The sequence below is a fragment of the Allokutzneria sp. A3M-2-11 16 genome (assembly GCF_024213555.1).
GTDB lineage: Bacteria > Actinomycetota > Actinomycetes > Mycobacteriales > Pseudonocardiaceae > Allokutzneria.
In genome coordinates this window covers 36,798-52,762 of sequence record NZ_JANAVO010000008.1, presented here as the reverse complement: position 1 = coordinate 52,762, position 15,965 = coordinate 36,798, and the positions used below count along the sequence as shown (strand labels likewise).

The window sequence follows — 15,965 nt, the reverse complement described above, 5'->3', positions numbered from 1 at the left end:
TTGAAGTACAACAAAACCGGGCTGGCGTTGTGCTCTTCAGCAGAGCGGCCGAGACATAACTCGTTAGAGAAGCTAAATTCCCGGGGGTGACCGAACTCCGAACCCTCCTTGACTCCTTCGTCGAGTGGCACCTGGACGCCTACCCGGTCCGCGCCACGCTGCTGGGCGCCACCGGTCGCGAGGACACCCTCGGCGACCAGTCGGCGGCCGCGTGGAACCGCCGCGACGCCGAGACCCGGGCGTGGCTGGACCGCTTCGCCGCGGTGGACGCCGCCGGACTGTCCCTGGACGACTCCGTTGACCGCGACCTGGTGCTCGCGACGCTGCGCGGCGAGGTGATCCTGTCCGACGAACCCGACTGGCGCCGCGACCCGGCCGTCTACGTCGGGCCGATCCTGTCCGGGCTGTTCACCCTGTTCCTGCACCGGCTGCGGCCCGAGGCGGAGCTGGTCTCCTCCGCCGTGGCGCGGCTGCGCGAGGTCCCGGGCGCGCTGGCCGCGGCCAAGGCGAACCTGGACGCCTCGATCTCCCCCGCGCTGGTGGTGAAGCGGGCGCTCGGGCAGGCGCGCAGCGCGCGGACCTTCCTCACCACGGCGCTGCCGGGCGAGGTCTCCGACGAGTCGCTGCGCGGGAGGCTCGTTGAGGCCGCCGGGCCCGCCGCCGACGCGTTCGACGAGTTCGCGACCTGGCTGGCGGAGTTCGCCGAGCGCGCCGGGGGCGACTGGCGGCTGGGCGAGCGGAAGTACTCGGCGCTGCTGCGGGAGCGGGAGCTGCTGGGCTACGGCGCGACCGAGCTGCACGAGCGCGGCAAGGCCGTCTACGCCGACCTGGACGCCGAGATGCGCCAGCTGGCCACCAAGGTGCCCGGTGGTTCCGAGGACTGGCACGCCGTGATGACCGCGTTGCAGAACGATCACCCGCCGACGCTGGAGGCGATGCGGGAGGAGTACGCGGCCGAGACCGAGCGCGCGCGGCGGTTCCTGATCGACAACGACCTGGTGCCCTTCGCCGAGGGCGAGGACTGCCGCGTGGTGCCCTCCCCCGGTTTCCAGCGGCCGATCCTGTCGGTGGCCTTCTACATCGCCCCGCCGCCGCTGACCACCTCGCGGCTGGGCCACTTCTTCGTGCCCTTCACACCGGAGGACTTCACCGAGGAGCAGGTGCGGCAGCGGCTGGCCACCAACGCGCGGGCGCAGATGCCGACCATCGCCGTGCACGAGGCGTACCCCGGGCACCACTGGCACCTGTCGTGGATGGCGGGCGGCGAGCGCACCGTGCGCAAGCTGTTCCGCACCCCGTACTTCTCCGAGGGCTGGGCCCTCTACGCGGAGCGGCTGCTCAACGAGAACGGGTACTTCGCCGACCCGGCGCACGAGCTGGCGCACCTGGACGCGCGGATCTTCCGGGCCGCGCGGATCGTGGTCGACACCGCGCTGCACTGCGGTGACATGAGCATCGAGGAGGCCGAGCGGCACATGGCCACGAAGGCCTCGCTCACGCCGGGCACCGCGGTCGGCGAGGTCAACCGGTACTGCGCGTGGCCGACGCAGGCCCCGTCCTACCTCACCGGCAGCCTGGAGATCGAGAAGATCCGCGCCGACTACCTCGCCGCGGGGCGGGGCGACGTGCGGTCCTTCAACGCCACGATCGCGGGATCGGGTGCGCTGCCGCTCGGGCTGGCGCGCAGGGTCGCGCTCGGGAGCTAGAGCCGCGTGGGGGCGTCGGCGCCGACGCCCCCACCACGCTCACAGCAGCTGGAACGCGTACGAGAACCGGTTGAGGTGCAGCAGCAGCGCCGAGAGCTGCGCGCCGTGGTCGCGGTACTCGGAGAGGTTCACGTAGTTCACCTCGAAGGCCAGCGTGGCCGCGATGTCCTCGATGCGCCGGTTCTTGGCGACTTCCCGTTGGTACTCCTCGGTTCCCGCCCGCAGGTCGTGCACGTGCGAGGAGTTCAGCCAGACGTTGTGCAGCCGGACCGAGCCGCACGCCCCCGCTCGACAGTCCTCAATGGACACTTGAACGATCTCGGTGTGCCGCTCCAGCGCGGCGAGCTCCGCCCGCTCGAAGAGCTCGGTGCACACCAGCGTCTTCTCCTTGGTCAGCGGGAAGAGCACCTGGTCGAGGCGGGACAGCCCGGGATCGGTGAGCGCGAGCCGGACCACCTCCATCTCGAAGGCGCCTTCCATCCAGTCGTAGGTCTCGGGCTCCGAGAACCGGCCGTGACCACCGGCGTAGACGTTGCCGCGCAGGTGTTTCAGGTCCGCCTCGCCGCCGAAGCGCCCCTCCGGCACGTGCGTGCGGTAACCCATCGCGCGGAAGAAGTCGGCCCCCACGGCCGCCTCCGCGCGCCGGACCTCGTCTGCCTGGTTGGAGATCACCACCGTGTCGCGCTCATTGAGGTGTTCGAGCACCACACCGAGGTTCGCGGTGAAGACCAGGTCGGGCACGCCGGTCAGGCCCGGCGTCGGCAGGACCGTCACCAGCGCCTCGGCCGCGACCAGGTGGTAGAGGTCGAAGAACTGCGCGAACGCCCGCCGCGGCCGGGGCACCCGCTCCGCGGGCTGCGCCCTCGGCACCGGCCAGGAGAACGGCGCGTTCATCAGGAACGCGGGCCGCGTCAGCTGGCTGGGGTTGGCGGGCAGCAGCGCGGGCTCCCACGGGTCCAGGGAGGGCTGCGGTGGGACAACGGCGATCATGCCGCTGTGCCTCCTTCCTGCTCGTGGTCGGGGAAGCGCACGCGGACCAGGGGGTCGACCCCGGCCTGCACGTGCGTCCCGGTCCGCTGCAGCGGCACGAACTCCACGTGCTCCGACAGCGGGATGACCAGCTCCACCTGGGAGCCGTAGCGGATCTGGGAGAACCGCCGCCCCTGGAACACCGGCCGGTGCTGGCGCAGGCCGAACGGGGTGATGGCGTCGACGTCGTGGTCGGCGATCTGCAGGACGTAGTAGGACTGGCGCAGCGCGGGCACGTCGATCCGGTTCACCATGCGCTGGTTGTGATGCAGGTATCCGGCCCGGTCCGGATCGATGCGCAACTCCGTCAACAGGTCCTGCTCCATCGCCAGCATCGGATGGTTGAGCGTGTCGATCGGCTCGACCGCCCGCCAGGACAGCCTTCCAGAATAAGGAATTCTGTTGACGTGGACGTCGAAAAACGTCATGAAGATCCCGATGACGAGGCTGAGCCGGTCGAAATCCGGCTCACGTAACGCCACGCGGGGCGTGTACGGCACGCCCTTGATCTCCATGACCGGCTCGTCCGGCTTGACGACGCCCTGGTAGAGCAGGATGCCATCGGCCGGGGAGAAGAACACGCCGGGGTCGCTGGACACCGGCCTTGTCGGATCCCGAAAGAAATGATATTGAGACAAATACGACAGCGATTTGTCCTCGAAGGGCCGGACGTCGGATTCGATCCACGACTCCAGGGATTGGGCCATCACACGCAGCTTCCGGTTTTCACAGGGATGATCAACGTGGTGCAGGGGGTCACTGAAGGAATCGTCAAATACGGGCGTGGGAAACGCAAGAATCCGGGTTTCCACTAACCCGTTCGAGTTAATTGCCGGGGCTCCCGGGCCCCAGAGCGGCACCCGAGAGAATCGTTCGTTCGGCCGCGGCCACCAACCCGCTCGCCTCCGGTAGCGCCGAAGCGATCACCACGAGGCCGTCCGCCACCGTCAGGAACGCCAATGCCAGCGCTTCGGGGTCGGCCGGAGGGTTCGGCGTCACCCGGAACCGCTGGGCCAGCGCGCCGACCACGTCCCGGTACTTCGCGGTGGCCAGCGGCGCCAGCTCCGGGCTGCGCATCACCGCGATCGTGAGCTGGAGCTGCCCGAGCAGCACCCCGGAGCGCCGCACGGCGCGCGCCAGCAGGTCGCGCACGCAGTCCTCGAGGCTGCTGCCCTCGGCGGAGGTGGTGCGCACCGCCTCCACCAGCGCGCCGGTCGACCGGGCGAGCACCTCGGCGAACAGCTCGTCCTTGGTGGCGAAGTGGTAGTGGATCAGCCCGACGGTGACCCCGGCCTCCGCCGCGATGCGCCTGGTGGTCGCGGCCGGCACGCCCTGCTCGACGAGCACCTGGTGCGCCGCGGCCACGATCTGCTCGCGTCGTCGCGAAGCCTCCAACCGCGTCACGCCGCGACTCTATCGCCCGTGGGCCAAAGGGGTGCGTTCCCGAGGCCTGGTCCGGGGGCGTGCACCAATGCGGTCGCGGCCCGGCCCCGGCAGGGTCGTCGGTATGACGATGACCTCGACCGAGAACGGTCCGAAGCCGCTGCTGGAGGGCACCCCGGCCGCCCACCTCGCGGTGCGGCTGTTCGTGCTGATCCCGCCGACGCTGGCCTTCCTGGTCGCCGCGCCGCTGGCCTGGGGCTGGGGCCTCGGCTGGGTGGACGTCGCGCTGTTCGTGCTGTTCTGGGTGGTCGCCGGGCTCGGCATCACCATCGGCTACCACCGCCACTTCACCCACGGCTCGTTCAAGGCCAAGCGCGGCCTCAAGATCGCACTGGCGCTGTGCGGCCACCTCGCGGTGCAGGGCGAGGTCACCGCGTGGGTCGCCGACCACCGCAGGCACCACGCGTTCTCCGACAAGGAGGGCGACCCGCACTCGCCGTGGGCTTACGGCACCACTCCGGCCGCGCTGGCGAAGGGCTTCTGGCACGCGCACATGGGCTGGATGTTCAACAACGAGGTCACCAACGCGGAGCGGTTCGCCCCGGACCTGGTGGCGGACAAGGACATTCAGCGCATCGACCGGCTGCTGCCGTTCCTGACCGCCGCGAGTTTCCTGCTGCCCGCGCTGCTCGGCGGCCTGCTGACGTGGTCGTGGTGGGGCGCGCTCACCGCGTTCTTCTGGGCGGGCCTGGTCCGGGTCGCGTTCCTGCACCACGTGACGTGGTCGGTGAACTCGATCTGCCACCTGATCGGCGAGCGGCCGTTCAAGTCCAAGGACAAGGCCGCCAACGTGTGGCCGCTGGCGATCTTCTCCTTCGGCGAGTCCTGGCACAACCTGCACCACTCCGACCCGACCTGCGCCCGGCACGGCGTGCTGCGCGGGCAGATCGACATCTCCGCGCGGACGATCTGGATCTTCGAGAAGCTGGGCTGGGTGTGGGACGCGCGCTGGCCGACCGAGCGCAGGCTGGCCAAGCTGCGGACCGCTCCCTGAGCCGGGAACACCGCGCGGGGCGGGAGTGTTGGCCCTGGTGACGTGTCCTATCGAGGAGGCAGCATGCGGGCGGTAGTCGTTCGATCGCACGGTGGACCGGAGGTTCTCGTCGCCGAGGAGCTGGACCGGCCGGAGCCGGGACCGGGCGCGGTGCTGGTGGACGTGGCCGCGGCCGGGGTGAACTACATCGACACCTACCACCGCACCGGCGCGTACCCGATCCCGACGCCGTTCACCCTCGGCCTTGAGGGCGCGGGCACCGTGGCCGCGCTCGGCGAGGGCGTCACCGAGTTCGCCGTGGGCGACAGGGTCGCGTGGGCCTCGGCGATCGGCAGCTACGCCCAGCAGGTCGTCGCCCCAGCGGCGCAGCTCGTCCCCGTTCCGTCCACTGTGGACCTGGAGACGGCGGCGGGCGCGATGCTCCAGGGCATGACGGCCCACTACCTGACCGCCTCAACGCACCCGGTCGCCGAGGGCGACGTCGCGCTGGTGCACGCGGCCGCGGGCGGCATGGGCCTGCTGCTCACCCAGATGATCAAGGCCCGCGGCGGACGGGTGATCGGCACGGTCTCCACCGAGGACAAGGAGAAGCTGGCCCGCGAGGCCGGGGCGGACGAGATCATCCGCTACACCGAGCAGGACGTCGCGGAGCGGGTGCGCGAGCTGACCGACGGCGTCGGCGTGCACGTGGTCTACGACGGCGTCGGCAAGGACACCTTCGACGCGAGCCTGGCCAGCCTCCGCCCGCGCGGCCTGCTGGCCCTCTACGGCGCGGCCAGCGGCGCGGTCCCGGCCTTCGACGCGCAGCGCCTCAACTCCGGCGGTTCGCTGTTCCTGACCCGTCCTTCGCTCGGGCACCACACCGCGACGCGCGAAGAGCTGCTGTGGCGGGCCGGTGAGGTCTTCGACGCGATCCAGGCGGGCAAGCTGGACATCGCCATCGGCGGGCGCTACGCCCTCGACGACGCACGGCGGGCCCACGAGGACCTCCAGGGCCGCAAGACCACCGGCAAGCTGCTGCTCACGACGAGCTGAGCCCGGGGACCCCGGCCCCGAGCAGGACATCGGCGGCCGGGGTCCGCTGGTAGAGCACGAAACGCCCGGTCCGGTGCGAGGTGACCAGCCCGGCCTCGCGCAACAGGGTCAGCTGCTGCGACACCCCGCCCGCGGTGATCCCCGTGCGGCGGGCCAGCTCCGAGGTCGAGGCGGGCGCGTCCAGCTCGGCGAGCAGCTGGGCGCGAGAAGGCCCGAGCACCGCCGCGAGCGCGTCCGGAACGGGATCGCGGCCCCGCTCCCAGAGCGTGGCGATCCCGCGCGGCGGATAGCGCAGCACCGGCTGCCAGGAGTCGGTGATCTTGGAGAACACCTTGGGCCAGACGAAAACCGAGGGGACGAGCACCAGACCGCGCCCCTCCAGTCGCAGTCGCTCGGACGTTTTTCGTTGCACCACAAGGGTGTCACCGGCCCAGCTGACCGCGGGGTCCAGATCCGCGAACAGCCGTTGCGCCCCGCCCTCCGCGAGCCGCCGGGAGCGGTGCAGCACTTCTCCCTCCAGCAGCGCGCGAATCCGCGGCCAGTGCGGGAGCAACGCGGTTTCCCAATACACCGCAACGGTTTCAGCCAGCTTCGCCAATCCCGTTGGCGGATCGTCGTAGAGCTCGTCGAGCACGGGCGGGCGGTTGAGCAGCTCGACGCCCGCCCTGACCTCGTCGGCGGCCACGGCGCGCAAGGCGTCGAGCTCGTCGGCGATGTCCGGGACGGGCGTCGTCGGCGTGGGCGCGAGGAAGGCGGGCAACCGCCGCGCGGGCACCGGGATCAGCGCGTCGAGCAGGCTCAGGTCGAGCGCCCGGACCCGCTCCGCGGCGGTGGAGATCCACGGCAGGTGCAGCGCGTGCGCGGCGGGTTCCTTCAGCACCCGGACGCTCGCCACGACCTCCCACAGCGGGGAGAACGCGAAGCGCGTCCGCGCCAGGTCCTGCGCCGTGAAGCCGAGTTCGAGCACACGAGGAGACTACGACTTCTCCGGCGGCGGGGTGCCGTACAGCCTCGGGTCACCGAGCGGCAGCACCGGCGCCTGCCCGTGCGCGGTGGGCTTGTCGACGTCGAGCGCGGACGTCCAGCCGCCGTCGCCGAGCGCCGTCCCGTCGGTGAAGTTGATGATCTGCTTGTTGAAGGCGCCGTTCTCCTCCTCGACCGGGAAGGCCTCGGGCACCGGCATCCCGTCGAGCCCGTCCGCCTTCAGCTCCTCCACCGCGGCCAGCCACTGCTTCTGGTGCACGTGGTCGCGGGCGAGCAGGAACTTGATCATCTTCCGCACTCCGGTGTCGTCGGTCATCTCGTAGAGCCGGGCGACCTGGACGCGGCCCTGCATCTCGGCGGTGGCGTTGAGGTGGAAGTCGGCCATCAGGTTGCCGCTGGCCGTGATGTACGCGCCGGTCCACGGAACGCCCTGGCTGTCGTGCGGATAGGCGCCGCCGCCGTTGACGATCGCGTGCTGCGGGTTGGCCGCGCCGTACACGGCCGCCAGCATCGGGTTCTCCGTCTGCGCCGCCTCCCGGACGCTGAGCGGGGCACCCTCCTGCAACCGCGCGATCATCGTGCAGATCATCTCGACGTGGGCCAGCTCCTCGGTGCCGGTGGCCAGCAGCAGGTCCTTGTACTTGCCCGGCAGGCGGCAGTTCCACCCCTGGTAGAGGTACTGCATCGCCACCGTCATCTCGCCCCACTTGCCACCGAGCACCTCCTGCAACCGCGCGGCGAACGCGGCGTCCGGTGCGTCGGGACGGGCTTCGAACTGGAGGTCCTGGGCGTGGTAGAACACGAGCGCTCCCGAGGTCGGGGGTTCAGGGCCCCTCCGGGATACCCGTGCCGGTGACCCCGGTGTGCCAAGGAAGACCTCGCGGGGCCACGCGTATCCGTTGCCGGGACGGGCATTCCTGGGCCATGACGAGGGCGCGGGTACGACTGGCAGTGATCGACACCGAGCCGACTTTCGCCAAGGGGCTGGAGATGCTGTCCTCCGCTCCGGACGCGCCGATCGACCTCGTCGCGAGCACGGACGCGGCGTCGGCGGCGGTGTGGCTGGTGCGCGAGGCCCGCCCGGACGTCGTGGTCGTGGATCTCGGGCTGGCGCCGCCCGGGGCGCTGTCGGCGATCACCGCGATCCGGCGCAGGGCGCCGTCGCTGGCGGTCGCCGCCACCACCGCGCGCAACGACCGCGGCCTTGTGACGCAGGCTTTGCGGGCGGGCGCCAGCGGCGTGCTCCCCCGCAGCTGCGCGCCGGACGTCCTGGTTCAGGGACTGCTCGCGCTCGCGCACGGATGGCTTTTGCTACCAAGGGAAATCGCCCCGTTGCCCGCGCCGGGGACTCCCCGGCTGAACACCTCGGAGCTGCGACTGTGGCGGTACCTCGCGGAGGACCGCAGCACCACGGAGATCGCCGTCGCGCTCAGCGTCTCCCCGCGCACGGTGAAGCGCATGACCGCGGCGCTGTTGCGGCGACTCGGTGTGCGCAGCAGGACCCAGGCCGCCGCGCTCGCGGGGCGCGACGGCCTGCTCGACGGCTAAACTCGCCCCCATGCCGCACTCCGCCCCCGCCCTCCACATCGGCCGGGCTGGCTAGAGAACTCCCGTTTCGTACTCTTAACGGGAAAGAGAGCGCTCCCAAAGACGGCCAAGAGTACGAAACGGGCGAAATGTGGGGCTGGGTCAGGACTCCTGCTTGGCCTGGTGGTCGGCGACCTTGCGGTGCACGTCGGCCATGTCGACGGCGCGCGCCTGGGAGATCAGCTCCTCCAGGCTCGCCTCCGGCAGCGCGCCGGGCTGCGCGTAGAGCACGACGCCCTCGCGGAAGACCATGAGCGTGGGGATCGAGGAGATGTTGAACGCGGAGGCGATCTGCACCTGCTCCTCGGTGTTCACCGAGCCGAACACGATGTCATCGTGCCGTTCCGACGCGGCCTCGTAGACCGGCGCGAACATCCGGCACGGCCCGCACCACGACGCCCAGAAATCGACGAGCACCGTGCCGTCCCCGCTGACTACCTGCTCGAAGTTCTCGGTGGTCAGTTCGACAGTTGCCATGTGTCCGGCTCCTCGCTCGTCGGTCCCCCTGGGGTAACCCGCGACCGGGGGTCGCTATTCCTCACGTTTAGCTCGCCCGCGATCTGATCGCCGTCGCACTAAACTCGGGTCATGACCGAGCCCTCACTGCGCCTCGACGACCAGGTCTGCTTCGCGCTCTACGCGGCGTCCAGGGCGGTCACCGGCTTCTACCGGCCGGTGCTGGACAAGCTCGGGCTGACCTACCCGCAGTACCTGGTGCTGCTGGCGCTGTGGGAGAACGGCGCGTGCCCGGTGAAGGACCTCGGCGCGGCGCTCCAGCTGGACTACGGCACCCTCTCCCCGCTGCTCAAGCGGCTGGAGAAGGCCGGGCTGGTGCGCAGGGAGCGCAGGCGGGACGACGAGCGCTCGGTGCTGGTGACGGTCACCGAGGAGGGCGCCGCCCTGCGCGAGCGGGCGCTGGAGCTGCCGCCCGCGATCGGCGCGGCAATGGGGCTGGAGGACGCCGAGTTCGACCAGCTGCGGTCGTTGTTGCGGAAGCTGACCACCTCGGTCGCCGAGCATTCCGGATAACGCCGATATTCACATTCATGAATTCCGAAGACATTCTTGAACAATTCGCGCAGGACCCCTACCGTTCATTTCGGACCGCCGCGGCAGTGACGCTCGTCGACCGAAGGGAACGACCATGTCTCTGGGTTCTCGGCTGCGCGGAGGTCTTCTCGCTTTCGCGGTGCTCGCCGGAATGACGACGGGAACACCCGCCACCGCGGCACCCGCACCGTGGAGCGGCGGGTTCTCCGGCTTCCCCTCGACCTCGTGGTCGGCGGGCTGGGGCATCGACCACCGCGGCAAATGGGGCTTCAACGACATGAAAGCCTCCGGGAGCACCCTCGACGTCACCTACGGCAAGGGGTCCTCGGCGCCCTCGTGCAAGAACTGCCCGACCACCGGCGGCGGGCAGTTCTACCAGGACCTCAACCGCGTCGGGCGGGCCGACCTGCAACGCGCGAACACGCTGTACCTGCGTTACCAGGTGCGCTTCCCGACCGGCTACGACTTCGGCAAGGGCGGCAAGCTGCCCGGCTTCTACGGCGGTGACCCGGGCAGCCAGAGCGGCGGCAACCACGGCGGCTGGTCGACCAGGTTCATGTGGCGCGGCGGCGGCAAGGGCGAGGTCTACGTGTACACGCCCAAGGGCAACGGCTACGGCAAGGACGTCGGGCTGGGCAGCTGGAGCTTCGCCGCGGACGGCCGGACGCACACCATCGAGCAGGCGATCACGCGCTCGACCGGCAACGTGACCGTCTGGTACGACGGCCGCCAGGTGCTCTCCGCCAACGAGGTGGACGGAATCGGCTCGATTCCCTTCCGCGGCGTTTTCTTCTCCACCTTCTTCGGCGGCCACGACACCAGTTGGGGACCGAAGTCGACGGTGCACGCCCATTTCTCGAACTTCACCGTCTCGGCCTCGCGATAAGGCTCAGCCGAGCCCGTCGCGGCGCGCGAGCCATTCCTCGCGCAACACCCCGAAAACGAGTCCGTCGTAGGCCACCCCGTCCAGCACGCGGCCGTTGCGGAACCGCGCCTCCTCCGTGAACCCGAGCTTGCGCCCGACCGCGGCCATGCCCGGGTTCCCGGAGTAGGTGGCGAAGTCCAGCCGCAGCGCGTCGGTGGTCTCGAAGAGGTAGCCGGTCCACAGCCGCAGCGCGTCGGTGCCGTAGCCGCCGCCCCAGTAGACCTCGTCGAAGATCACCACACCCATCCGGCGCCAGCTGGCGGGCTCGGCCTCCCAGTACCAGCTGACCTCGCCGATCAGCCGGTTGGAGCCGGTGTCCAGCACGGCGAGCGAGGTCCGGGGCTCGGGCAGGTCCTCGGGCAGCGAGCGGGCCCGCTCGGCGATCCGCCGGACCTTGGCGGCCAGCTGCTCCTCGGTCGGCCTGCCCAGGTACGGGCCGTTGGTGTCGTGCCACGGCCGGTGCGGGGCGAGCAGGTCCGGCAGCACGGCCTCGTCCTCGGGCGCCCAGTCGCGCAGCGTGGCGCGGTCCCCGGTGATGCGCAGGCTCATGCCGGACGCACCGCCCTCGTCCAGAGGTGGTAAGGGATCAGGTCGTCCCGCCTGCCCTTCATCTCGAAGACCGGCTCCCGCATCGCCTCGATCACCAGCCCCGCCGTCTCCAGCGCCCGCGTGTAGGCGCTGAGCGGATTGGTCCAGCCGTGGAAGGTCATCAGCATCCCGTCCCGCTCGATGGTGTCCTCGACGCGCTTGCGGGCGAAGTAGGACTCCTCGATCACGAAGCGCCGCCGCCCGTCCGGACCGGTCTCGAAGCGCCCGGCGTCGTTGAGCGGATGCGTGGTGGCGACGCACATCCGGCCGCCTGGCGCGAGCACGCGGGCCGCCTCGGCCATCGATCCGGCGAGGTCGTCCACGTCCATCAGCGTGTTGTAGGCGATCACGATGTCGAAGGCGCCGTCGGCGAAGGGCAGCTCTCGCGCGTCGCAGACCCGGTAGTCGCCGTCAGGGTCGGCCTCGGCCGCGAAATCGATCATCGTCTGCGAGACGTCGACCCCGGTCACCCGGTGCCCGCGCGCCCGCAGGTCCCGGCTGACCCGGCCCTCGCCGCAGCCGAGGTCGAGGGTGGCCGCGCCGGGCTCGCCGACCAGGTCGAAGAAGCCGTCGCGGTAGTACCAGTAGGAGTCGAAGTCCGGCTTGCGCACCCAGGCCACCCAGTTGCGGGCCTGCTCCTCCCACCCGGCGGCCGCCGTGGTCCCGCTGCTGACTGTCGCGTCACTGCCCACGGGCGCGACAGTAGCCAGGTGGGCGGGGCGCGGCACTCGATTTCACCGATCGGGCAATCCACTTCACCGCCGCTGGACCAGATTGGACAGCTCCGACGAGAGCGCGTCCGCGTTCGTCCCGCCCGGCCAGCCCCTGACCAGGGCACCGCCCTTGGCCACCAGGGCGACCAGCGGCGGTTCCCGCAACGCGAACGCGCGCCCGGCGCTCTGCCCCTCGTCGTCGCGGGCCACCGGGTAGTTCACCCGGTGCTCGTCGAGGTAGCGGCGCAGGTCCGCCTCGGAGTCCCGACCGGCGACGCCGAGGAAGGTGACCGCATCCCGGTGTTTCTCGGCGAGCGCGGTGAACTCCGCCTGCGTCTGTCCGCACTGGCCGCACCAGGAGCTGAAGAACACCAGCACCAGCGGGCGGTCCCGCCACAGGTCCTCTGTGGACACTCGGGTTCCGTCCACAAGGGACAGCGTGAGCTTCGGCGCGGCCGCTCCGGTCGCGTCGCGGTAGCTCACCCCGGCGGGCACCGGGCCGGGCAACGCCTGCTTCCCGCCGCGCGGCGGCTCCGACGAGCAGGCCACCAGGACGAGCGCGAGGAGCGCCACCGCGGCGCGCTTCACGGCACCATCCCCACGAGCTGGTTGTCCTTGCGCTGCAAGCGAATCGGCTCTCCCTCAACGACGAGGTCATAGGTGTCGGCCACAGGCAGTGAAACCGCGAAGGTCAGCTCGCAGAACGTCGGCACGCGCGGCACCTTGAGATCCTCCTCAAGCGCCGCAACGGCTTTACCCGCGGGCAGCACGCCCTCGGCGACCTGTTTGCCCTCCGCACCGCGCACCGTGAACTTCGCCGATCGGTGCAGCGCGGCGTAGGCGCCGGTTCCGGAGCACTCCGAGCCCACAGCCCGCACCGTGCCGTCCCGCACGAGCAACTTCACCTCCGCGCTGGCGTTGCCGCACCCCGCCGCCAGGACCAGCGCGAGCACGCCTGCGAGCTTTACCGAGCGGGGATGAGGCATTTGGCGGTCGCGGTCTTGGTGGGGTCGCTCTCCGACGTGGCCGTGAGCGTGGCCTCGGCGAGCACGCCCGCCGGGTTGCCGGTGCGGACAACGTTGAGCGGGATGTCGACCTTCTTGCCCACCTTGACCGCGGCGAGCTCGTTGGGCAGCTGCACCTCGTACCCGGCGGGAGCGGTCGCGCGCAGCCGGTACACGTCACCGTCCACATAGGACGACACGTCCTGCGGCTGGCCGGTCACCGGCAGCGTTCGCCCGGTGTTGGAGAGCGGGAACGTGCACTGCGCGACGCCCGCGCGATCCGGGCGCGAGGCCCCCGAGGGACCGAGTACCAGTCCGCGGGTGTGTGGCCCGGCTCCGTCGAGCGAGCGCACCGCGACGGTGTAGGACAACACGCCCTGCTGGTCGCGGTGGATGTCGGTGACGTAGAGGTGCAGCCGGTTCGCGGTGTCCACGTACTCGTACTTGCTGCCGGAACCGGTGCCCGCGCGGAACGGCGCGTCGGCGAGCTGGCGCGGGTCGCCGATGGTGACCTTCACCGGGGTGCCGTCCGGGCGGTAGAAGTCCACCAGGTCGATGTCGGCCGGGTTCGCGTCGATGATCCACTCGAACGGCGCGGCGTCGGTGTTCTTGGTCTTGGTGAACAGCACGCCGCTGTCCGGGGTGAACGAGTCCGCGCCCATCCGGTCGACGACCTCGACGGTGTAGTTGTTGTACCCGCCGCCGTCGCAGAACGGATCGGTGCTCTGGCTGCACCTCGGCGACTTGTCCCCGGTCTTCAACGCGACGTTGAGGCCCATCAGCCCGTTCTTGCCCGGCTGCACCTCGCGGGCGGTGACCCGGGCGGTGATGATCCCGGACTTGGCCAGCGCGTCGCGCTCCAGCTGCAGGACGTGCGCCGGGTCGATCATGCCGAGCTTCGCCTTGGTGCGCAGCATGTGGTGCGAGCCCATCGCGCCGCCCGCGTCCGGCGGGATCTTCCAGCGGGTGTGCGTGCCACCGGGACCGTTGAACGTGCCGCGGCTCATCATCTCCCACGGACCGGTGTAGGCCCGCACGGGCGGTTTGCCGAAGGGGTTGTTGTAGTTGTCACCGATGCCCAGGATGTGGCTCAGCTCGTGCGCGAACGTGCCGTGCCCCGAGCTCTCCGCCTGCGTCGAGGACCCGCCGCCCGCGTTCGGCCAGATCGCCGACGCCGCCTTCCAGGAGGTCCACTCGACGTAGCGCGTCTTCGCCCAGTTCGGCAGCTTCGGGTCCGGCGGGCCGAACGAGTCCGGCACGTCCTCCTTGCGCTGGAACAACATCTCGCCGAACTCCTGCCAGGTCGACGACTCGTCCTGGCCCGCGCTGAGGAAGAACACGAAGTCGAACTGCTTGGGCACCTCGTTGCCGACCTCGGCCCGCCACGCGTTGCCCGCGTCCGTGCGCAGGTTGCGGTTGCAGGTCGAGCCCTCCGGGCACGCCCCGGCGCCCTGGAACTCCATGCCGTACTCGTAGGACTTGCCCGGCAGCCGGTAGGCGCCGAACGCGGTCAGCTCGACCCCGATCCGGCCACCGGAGGCTTCCATCCAGTACTCGTGCAGCGTGTGCCCGCGGTTCACCGCGTTCGGCTTGTTCAGGAAGTCCTGGTAGAACTTCCCGACCTGCGCGCGCGGGATGTTGTTGGCCAGCTGCGACGGGTTGCCGAAGACGTCCGAGCGCGGCGGCTTGGTGACCACGAAGTCCTGGTCGGGGTAGTCCGCGAGCACCAGCGCGCCCTTGAACGTCCGCTTCGTCGGTTTCCCTGCGGGGTCGGACCAGTTGGTACCGGGTACCTTCCGGTAGTCCGACCACGTCATGTCCTGGGGGTTCTCCCAGTTCTTCGGGTCGATCGGCGCCAGCCGGTTCCCAGGGGCCGCGGCCGCGGGCGGGACCGTGAAGGCCACCACCGTGGCAGCGGCGAGGACCAGCAGCCTCGACAACGACGAGCGCACTCGCACCACCCACTCCCACCGGGGACCTTCCCCAGCGGAATCTATTGAGCGGCAAGGCATTTCGACCATCCGCCGAAAGCCGGACAAGTTTCACAAACAGCGGGGCGCGCTAGGCCGTTCGGCCCCGGCCCGTTGCTCGCGGAATACCATGTGCGGGTGACCTCAACCGGGCGAACCGCACGCGGACGGATCGACAAGCGCAAGGCGATCCTCGACGCCGCGTTCACCGTCTTCGCGCGCCGCGGCTACGACCAGGCGTGCGTGCAGGAGATCGCCGACGAGGCCGGTGTGGCCAAGCCGACCGTGTACAACCACCTCACCGACAAGGAGAACCTGTTCCGCCACGCGACCGAGGCCGTCGCCGACGCGGTGCGGGCGGACAGCCTCGCGATCGTCGAGCGGCTGCGCGATCCCGGCGACCTCCGCGCGGCACTGGAGGAGGTCGCTCTCGGACTGCTCCGGATCTACTCCGACCCGCGTTCCACCGCGCTGCGACGGCTGACCGGGTCGGCCTGCTGGGTCGGCGAGGCGCTCGCGGATCGGTTCGCGCGGCTGTGCCTGGCCGGGGCGTTGCGGCAGTGCGATCCGGCCGTGGCCGCGGAGCAGTTCCTCGCGCTGCTCACCGGCCCTTGGGAGGCACGGGCGCTGCGTGAGTCCACTGTGGATCTTCGGGCCGTTGTCGAGGCCGGGGTGGACACTTTCGTTCGGGCTTATGGGGTTTAGCTGAGTCTCGCGTGACTGGGCTTCCTGCTTGCGCGGCTGGGCTTCCTGCTTGCGCGGGCTGGACTTCCAGCGGAGTCGGCTGGACTTCCAGCGTGGCCCGCAGGGCTTCCTGCGTGGGGTCGGCTTGACCTGGGGCCCCTTGCGCGTGCCCTTGGGCCTCTCAGGGGCACGGGATGAAACCCCGGCCCTCGCGGGGGAGCGTATGGCACGCGCACCCCAGGTAAAGCCTCGA

18 protein-coding genes are annotated in these 15,965 nt (G+C 70.5%); 7 read left to right on the top strand and 11 right to left on the bottom strand.

Translation table 11 applies throughout. The features are described from left to right. Positions 1 to 86 precede the first annotated feature (86 nt). Complete coding sequence (locus NLX83_RS30230; RefSeq protein WP_254238621.1) at positions 87 to 1,706, top strand: DUF885 domain-containing protein; 1,620 nt, start codon at positions 87 to 89, stop codon at positions 1,704 to 1,706. Between the two features lie 39 nt (positions 1,707 to 1,745). Here NLX83_RS30230 and NLX83_RS30225 read toward each other — a convergent pair whose 3' ends face one another. The 3 genes from NLX83_RS30225 to NLX83_RS30215 form a co-directional block, all read right to left on the bottom strand. Next, a complete protein-coding gene (locus tag NLX83_RS30225; RefSeq protein WP_254238620.1) occupies positions 1,746 to 2,696 on the bottom strand; it encodes an amidinotransferase in 951 nt (316 codons plus the stop codon). Beyond that, positions 2,693 to 3,442 (bottom strand): phosphatidylserine decarboxylase, encoded by a 750-nt coding sequence (locus NLX83_RS30220; protein WP_256564680.1) that lies wholly within the window; start codon positions 3,440 to 3,442, stop codon positions 2,693 to 2,695. Before NLX83_RS30220 ends, NLX83_RS30225 begins: the two co-directional genes overlap by 4 nt. 118 nt (positions 3,443 to 3,560) lie before the next feature. After that, positions 3,561 to 4,139 (bottom strand): TetR/AcrR family transcriptional regulator, encoded by a 579-nt coding sequence (locus NLX83_RS30215; RefSeq protein ID WP_254238618.1) that lies wholly within the window; start codon positions 4,137 to 4,139, stop codon positions 3,561 to 3,563. Between the two features lie 103 nt (positions 4,140 to 4,242). Here NLX83_RS30215 and NLX83_RS30210 point away from each other — a divergent pair, with 103 nt between their 5' ends. Continuing rightward, positions 4,243 to 5,172, top strand: coding sequence for an acyl-CoA desaturase (locus NLX83_RS30210; RefSeq protein WP_254238617.1), 930 nt, complete (start codon positions 4,243 to 4,245; stop codon positions 5,170 to 5,172). A gap of 63 nt (positions 5,173 to 5,235) precedes the next feature. Further along, positions 5,236 to 6,207 carry a quinone oxidoreductase family protein gene (locus NLX83_RS30205; protein ID WP_254238616.1) on the top strand — a complete coding sequence of 324 codons (972 nt, stop codon included), beginning with the start codon at positions 5,236 to 5,238 and terminating at the stop codon, positions 6,205 to 6,207. On the opposite strand, the gene NLX83_RS30200 is transcribed toward NLX83_RS30205, so the two are convergent. After that, positions 6,194 to 7,174, bottom strand: coding sequence for an ArsR/SmtB family transcription factor (locus tag NLX83_RS30200; protein WP_254238615.1), 981 nt, complete (start codon positions 7,172 to 7,174; stop codon positions 6,194 to 6,196). The genes NLX83_RS30205 and NLX83_RS30200 overlap by 14 nt on opposite strands. A 9-nt stretch (positions 7,175 to 7,183) precedes the next feature. After that, positions 7,184 to 7,993 carry a manganese catalase family protein gene (locus NLX83_RS30195; RefSeq protein ID WP_254238614.1) on the bottom strand — a complete coding sequence of 270 codons (810 nt, stop codon included), beginning with the start codon at positions 7,991 to 7,993 and terminating at the stop codon, positions 7,184 to 7,186. A 122-nt stretch (positions 7,994 to 8,115) separates the two neighbouring features. On the opposite strand from NLX83_RS30195, the gene NLX83_RS30190 reads away from it, so the two are divergent. Beyond that, on the top strand, positions 8,116 to 8,739 hold the full coding sequence (locus NLX83_RS30190; protein WP_254238613.1) for a response regulator transcription factor: 624 nt from the start codon (positions 8,116 to 8,118) through the stop codon (positions 8,737 to 8,739). A gap of 141 nt (positions 8,740 to 8,880) precedes the next feature. Here NLX83_RS30190 and trxA read toward each other — a convergent pair whose 3' ends face one another. Then, positions 8,881 to 9,255 (bottom strand): thioredoxin, encoded by a 375-nt coding sequence (trxA, locus tag NLX83_RS30185; RefSeq protein ID WP_254238612.1) that lies wholly within the window; start codon positions 9,253 to 9,255, stop codon positions 8,881 to 8,883. 111 nt (positions 9,256 to 9,366) lie between these two features. Here trxA and NLX83_RS30180 point away from each other — a divergent pair, with 111 nt between their 5' ends. Continuing rightward, positions 9,367 to 9,807 carry a MarR family winged helix-turn-helix transcriptional regulator gene (locus NLX83_RS30180; RefSeq protein WP_254238611.1) on the top strand — a complete coding sequence of 147 codons (441 nt, stop codon included), beginning with the start codon at positions 9,367 to 9,369 and terminating at the stop codon, positions 9,805 to 9,807. A 115-nt stretch (positions 9,808 to 9,922) separates the two neighbouring features. Continuing rightward, positions 9,923 to 10,714 carry a polysaccharide lyase gene (locus tag NLX83_RS30175; protein ID WP_254238610.1) on the top strand — a complete coding sequence of 264 codons (792 nt, stop codon included), beginning with the start codon at positions 9,923 to 9,925 and terminating at the stop codon, positions 10,712 to 10,714. 3 nt (positions 10,715 to 10,717) lie between these two features. On the opposite strand, the gene NLX83_RS30170 is transcribed toward NLX83_RS30175, so the two are convergent. The 5 genes from NLX83_RS30170 to NLX83_RS30150 form a co-directional block, all read right to left on the bottom strand. After that, on the bottom strand, positions 10,718 to 11,302 hold the full coding sequence (locus NLX83_RS30170) for a GNAT family N-acetyltransferase (protein ID WP_254238609.1): 585 nt from the start codon (positions 11,300 to 11,302) through the stop codon (positions 10,718 to 10,720). Then, positions 11,299 to 12,033 carry a class I SAM-dependent methyltransferase gene (locus NLX83_RS30165; protein ID WP_254238608.1) on the bottom strand — a complete coding sequence of 245 codons (735 nt, stop codon included), beginning with the start codon at positions 12,031 to 12,033 and terminating at the stop codon, positions 11,299 to 11,301. Before NLX83_RS30165 ends, NLX83_RS30170 begins: the two co-directional genes overlap by 4 nt. Positions 12,034 to 12,096: 63 nt before the next feature. Then, positions 12,097 to 12,642, bottom strand: coding sequence for a TlpA family protein disulfide reductase (locus NLX83_RS30160; protein WP_254238607.1), 546 nt, complete (start codon positions 12,640 to 12,642; stop codon positions 12,097 to 12,099). Continuing rightward, positions 12,639 to 13,007, bottom strand: a complete 369-nt coding sequence (locus NLX83_RS30155; RefSeq protein ID WP_254238606.1) for a hypothetical protein — start codon at positions 13,005 to 13,007, stop codon at positions 12,639 to 12,641. The genes NLX83_RS30160 and NLX83_RS30155 overlap by 4 nt, the downstream gene beginning before the upstream one ends. Before the next feature lie 11 nt (positions 13,008 to 13,018). Beyond that, entirely contained in the window at positions 13,019 to 15,010 is a 1,992-nt protein-coding gene (locus NLX83_RS30150; RefSeq protein ID WP_254238794.1) for a M6 family metalloprotease domain-containing protein, read from the bottom strand. 156 nt (positions 15,011 to 15,166) lie between these two features. On the opposite strand from NLX83_RS30150, the gene NLX83_RS30145 reads away from it, so the two are divergent. Further along, positions 15,167 to 15,733: a TetR/AcrR family transcriptional regulator gene (locus NLX83_RS30145; protein WP_254238605.1), complete on the top strand. Its 567-nt coding sequence runs from the start codon at positions 15,167 to 15,169 to the stop codon at positions 15,731 to 15,733. Positions 15,734 to 15,965 lie beyond the last annotated feature (232 nt).

Coding starts and splice junctions, on each gene's coding strand:
- NLX83_RS30220 (WP_256564680.1), bottom strand. CDS start 3,442: ATGGCCCAATCCCTGGAGTCGTGGATCGAATCCGACGTCCGGCCCTTC.
- NLX83_RS30210 (WP_254238617.1), top strand. CDS start 4,243: ATGACGATGACCTCGACCGAGAACGGTCCGAAGCCGCTGCTGGAGGGC.
- NLX83_RS30205 (WP_254238616.1), top strand. CDS start 5,236: ATGCGGGCGGTAGTCGTTCGATCGCACGGTGGACCGGAGGTTCTCGTC.
- NLX83_RS30190 (WP_254238613.1), top strand. CDS start 8,116: ATGACGAGGGCGCGGGTACGACTGGCAGTGATCGACACCGAGCCGACT.
- NLX83_RS30175 (WP_254238610.1), top strand. CDS start 9,923: ATGTCTCTGGGTTCTCGGCTGCGCGGAGGTCTTCTCGCTTTCGCGGTG.
- NLX83_RS30170 (WP_254238609.1), bottom strand. CDS start 11,302: ATGAGCCTGCGCATCACCGGGGACCGCGCCACGCTGCGCGACTGGGCG.
- NLX83_RS30225 (WP_254238620.1), bottom strand. CDS start 2,696: ATGATCGCCGTTGTCCCACCGCAGCCCTCCCTGGACCCGTGGGAGCCC.
- trxA (WP_254238612.1), bottom strand. CDS start 9,255: ATGGCAACTGTCGAACTGACCACCGAGAACTTCGAGCAGGTAGTCAGC.
- NLX83_RS30180 (WP_254238611.1), top strand. CDS start 9,367: ATGACCGAGCCCTCACTGCGCCTCGACGACCAGGTCTGCTTCGCGCTC.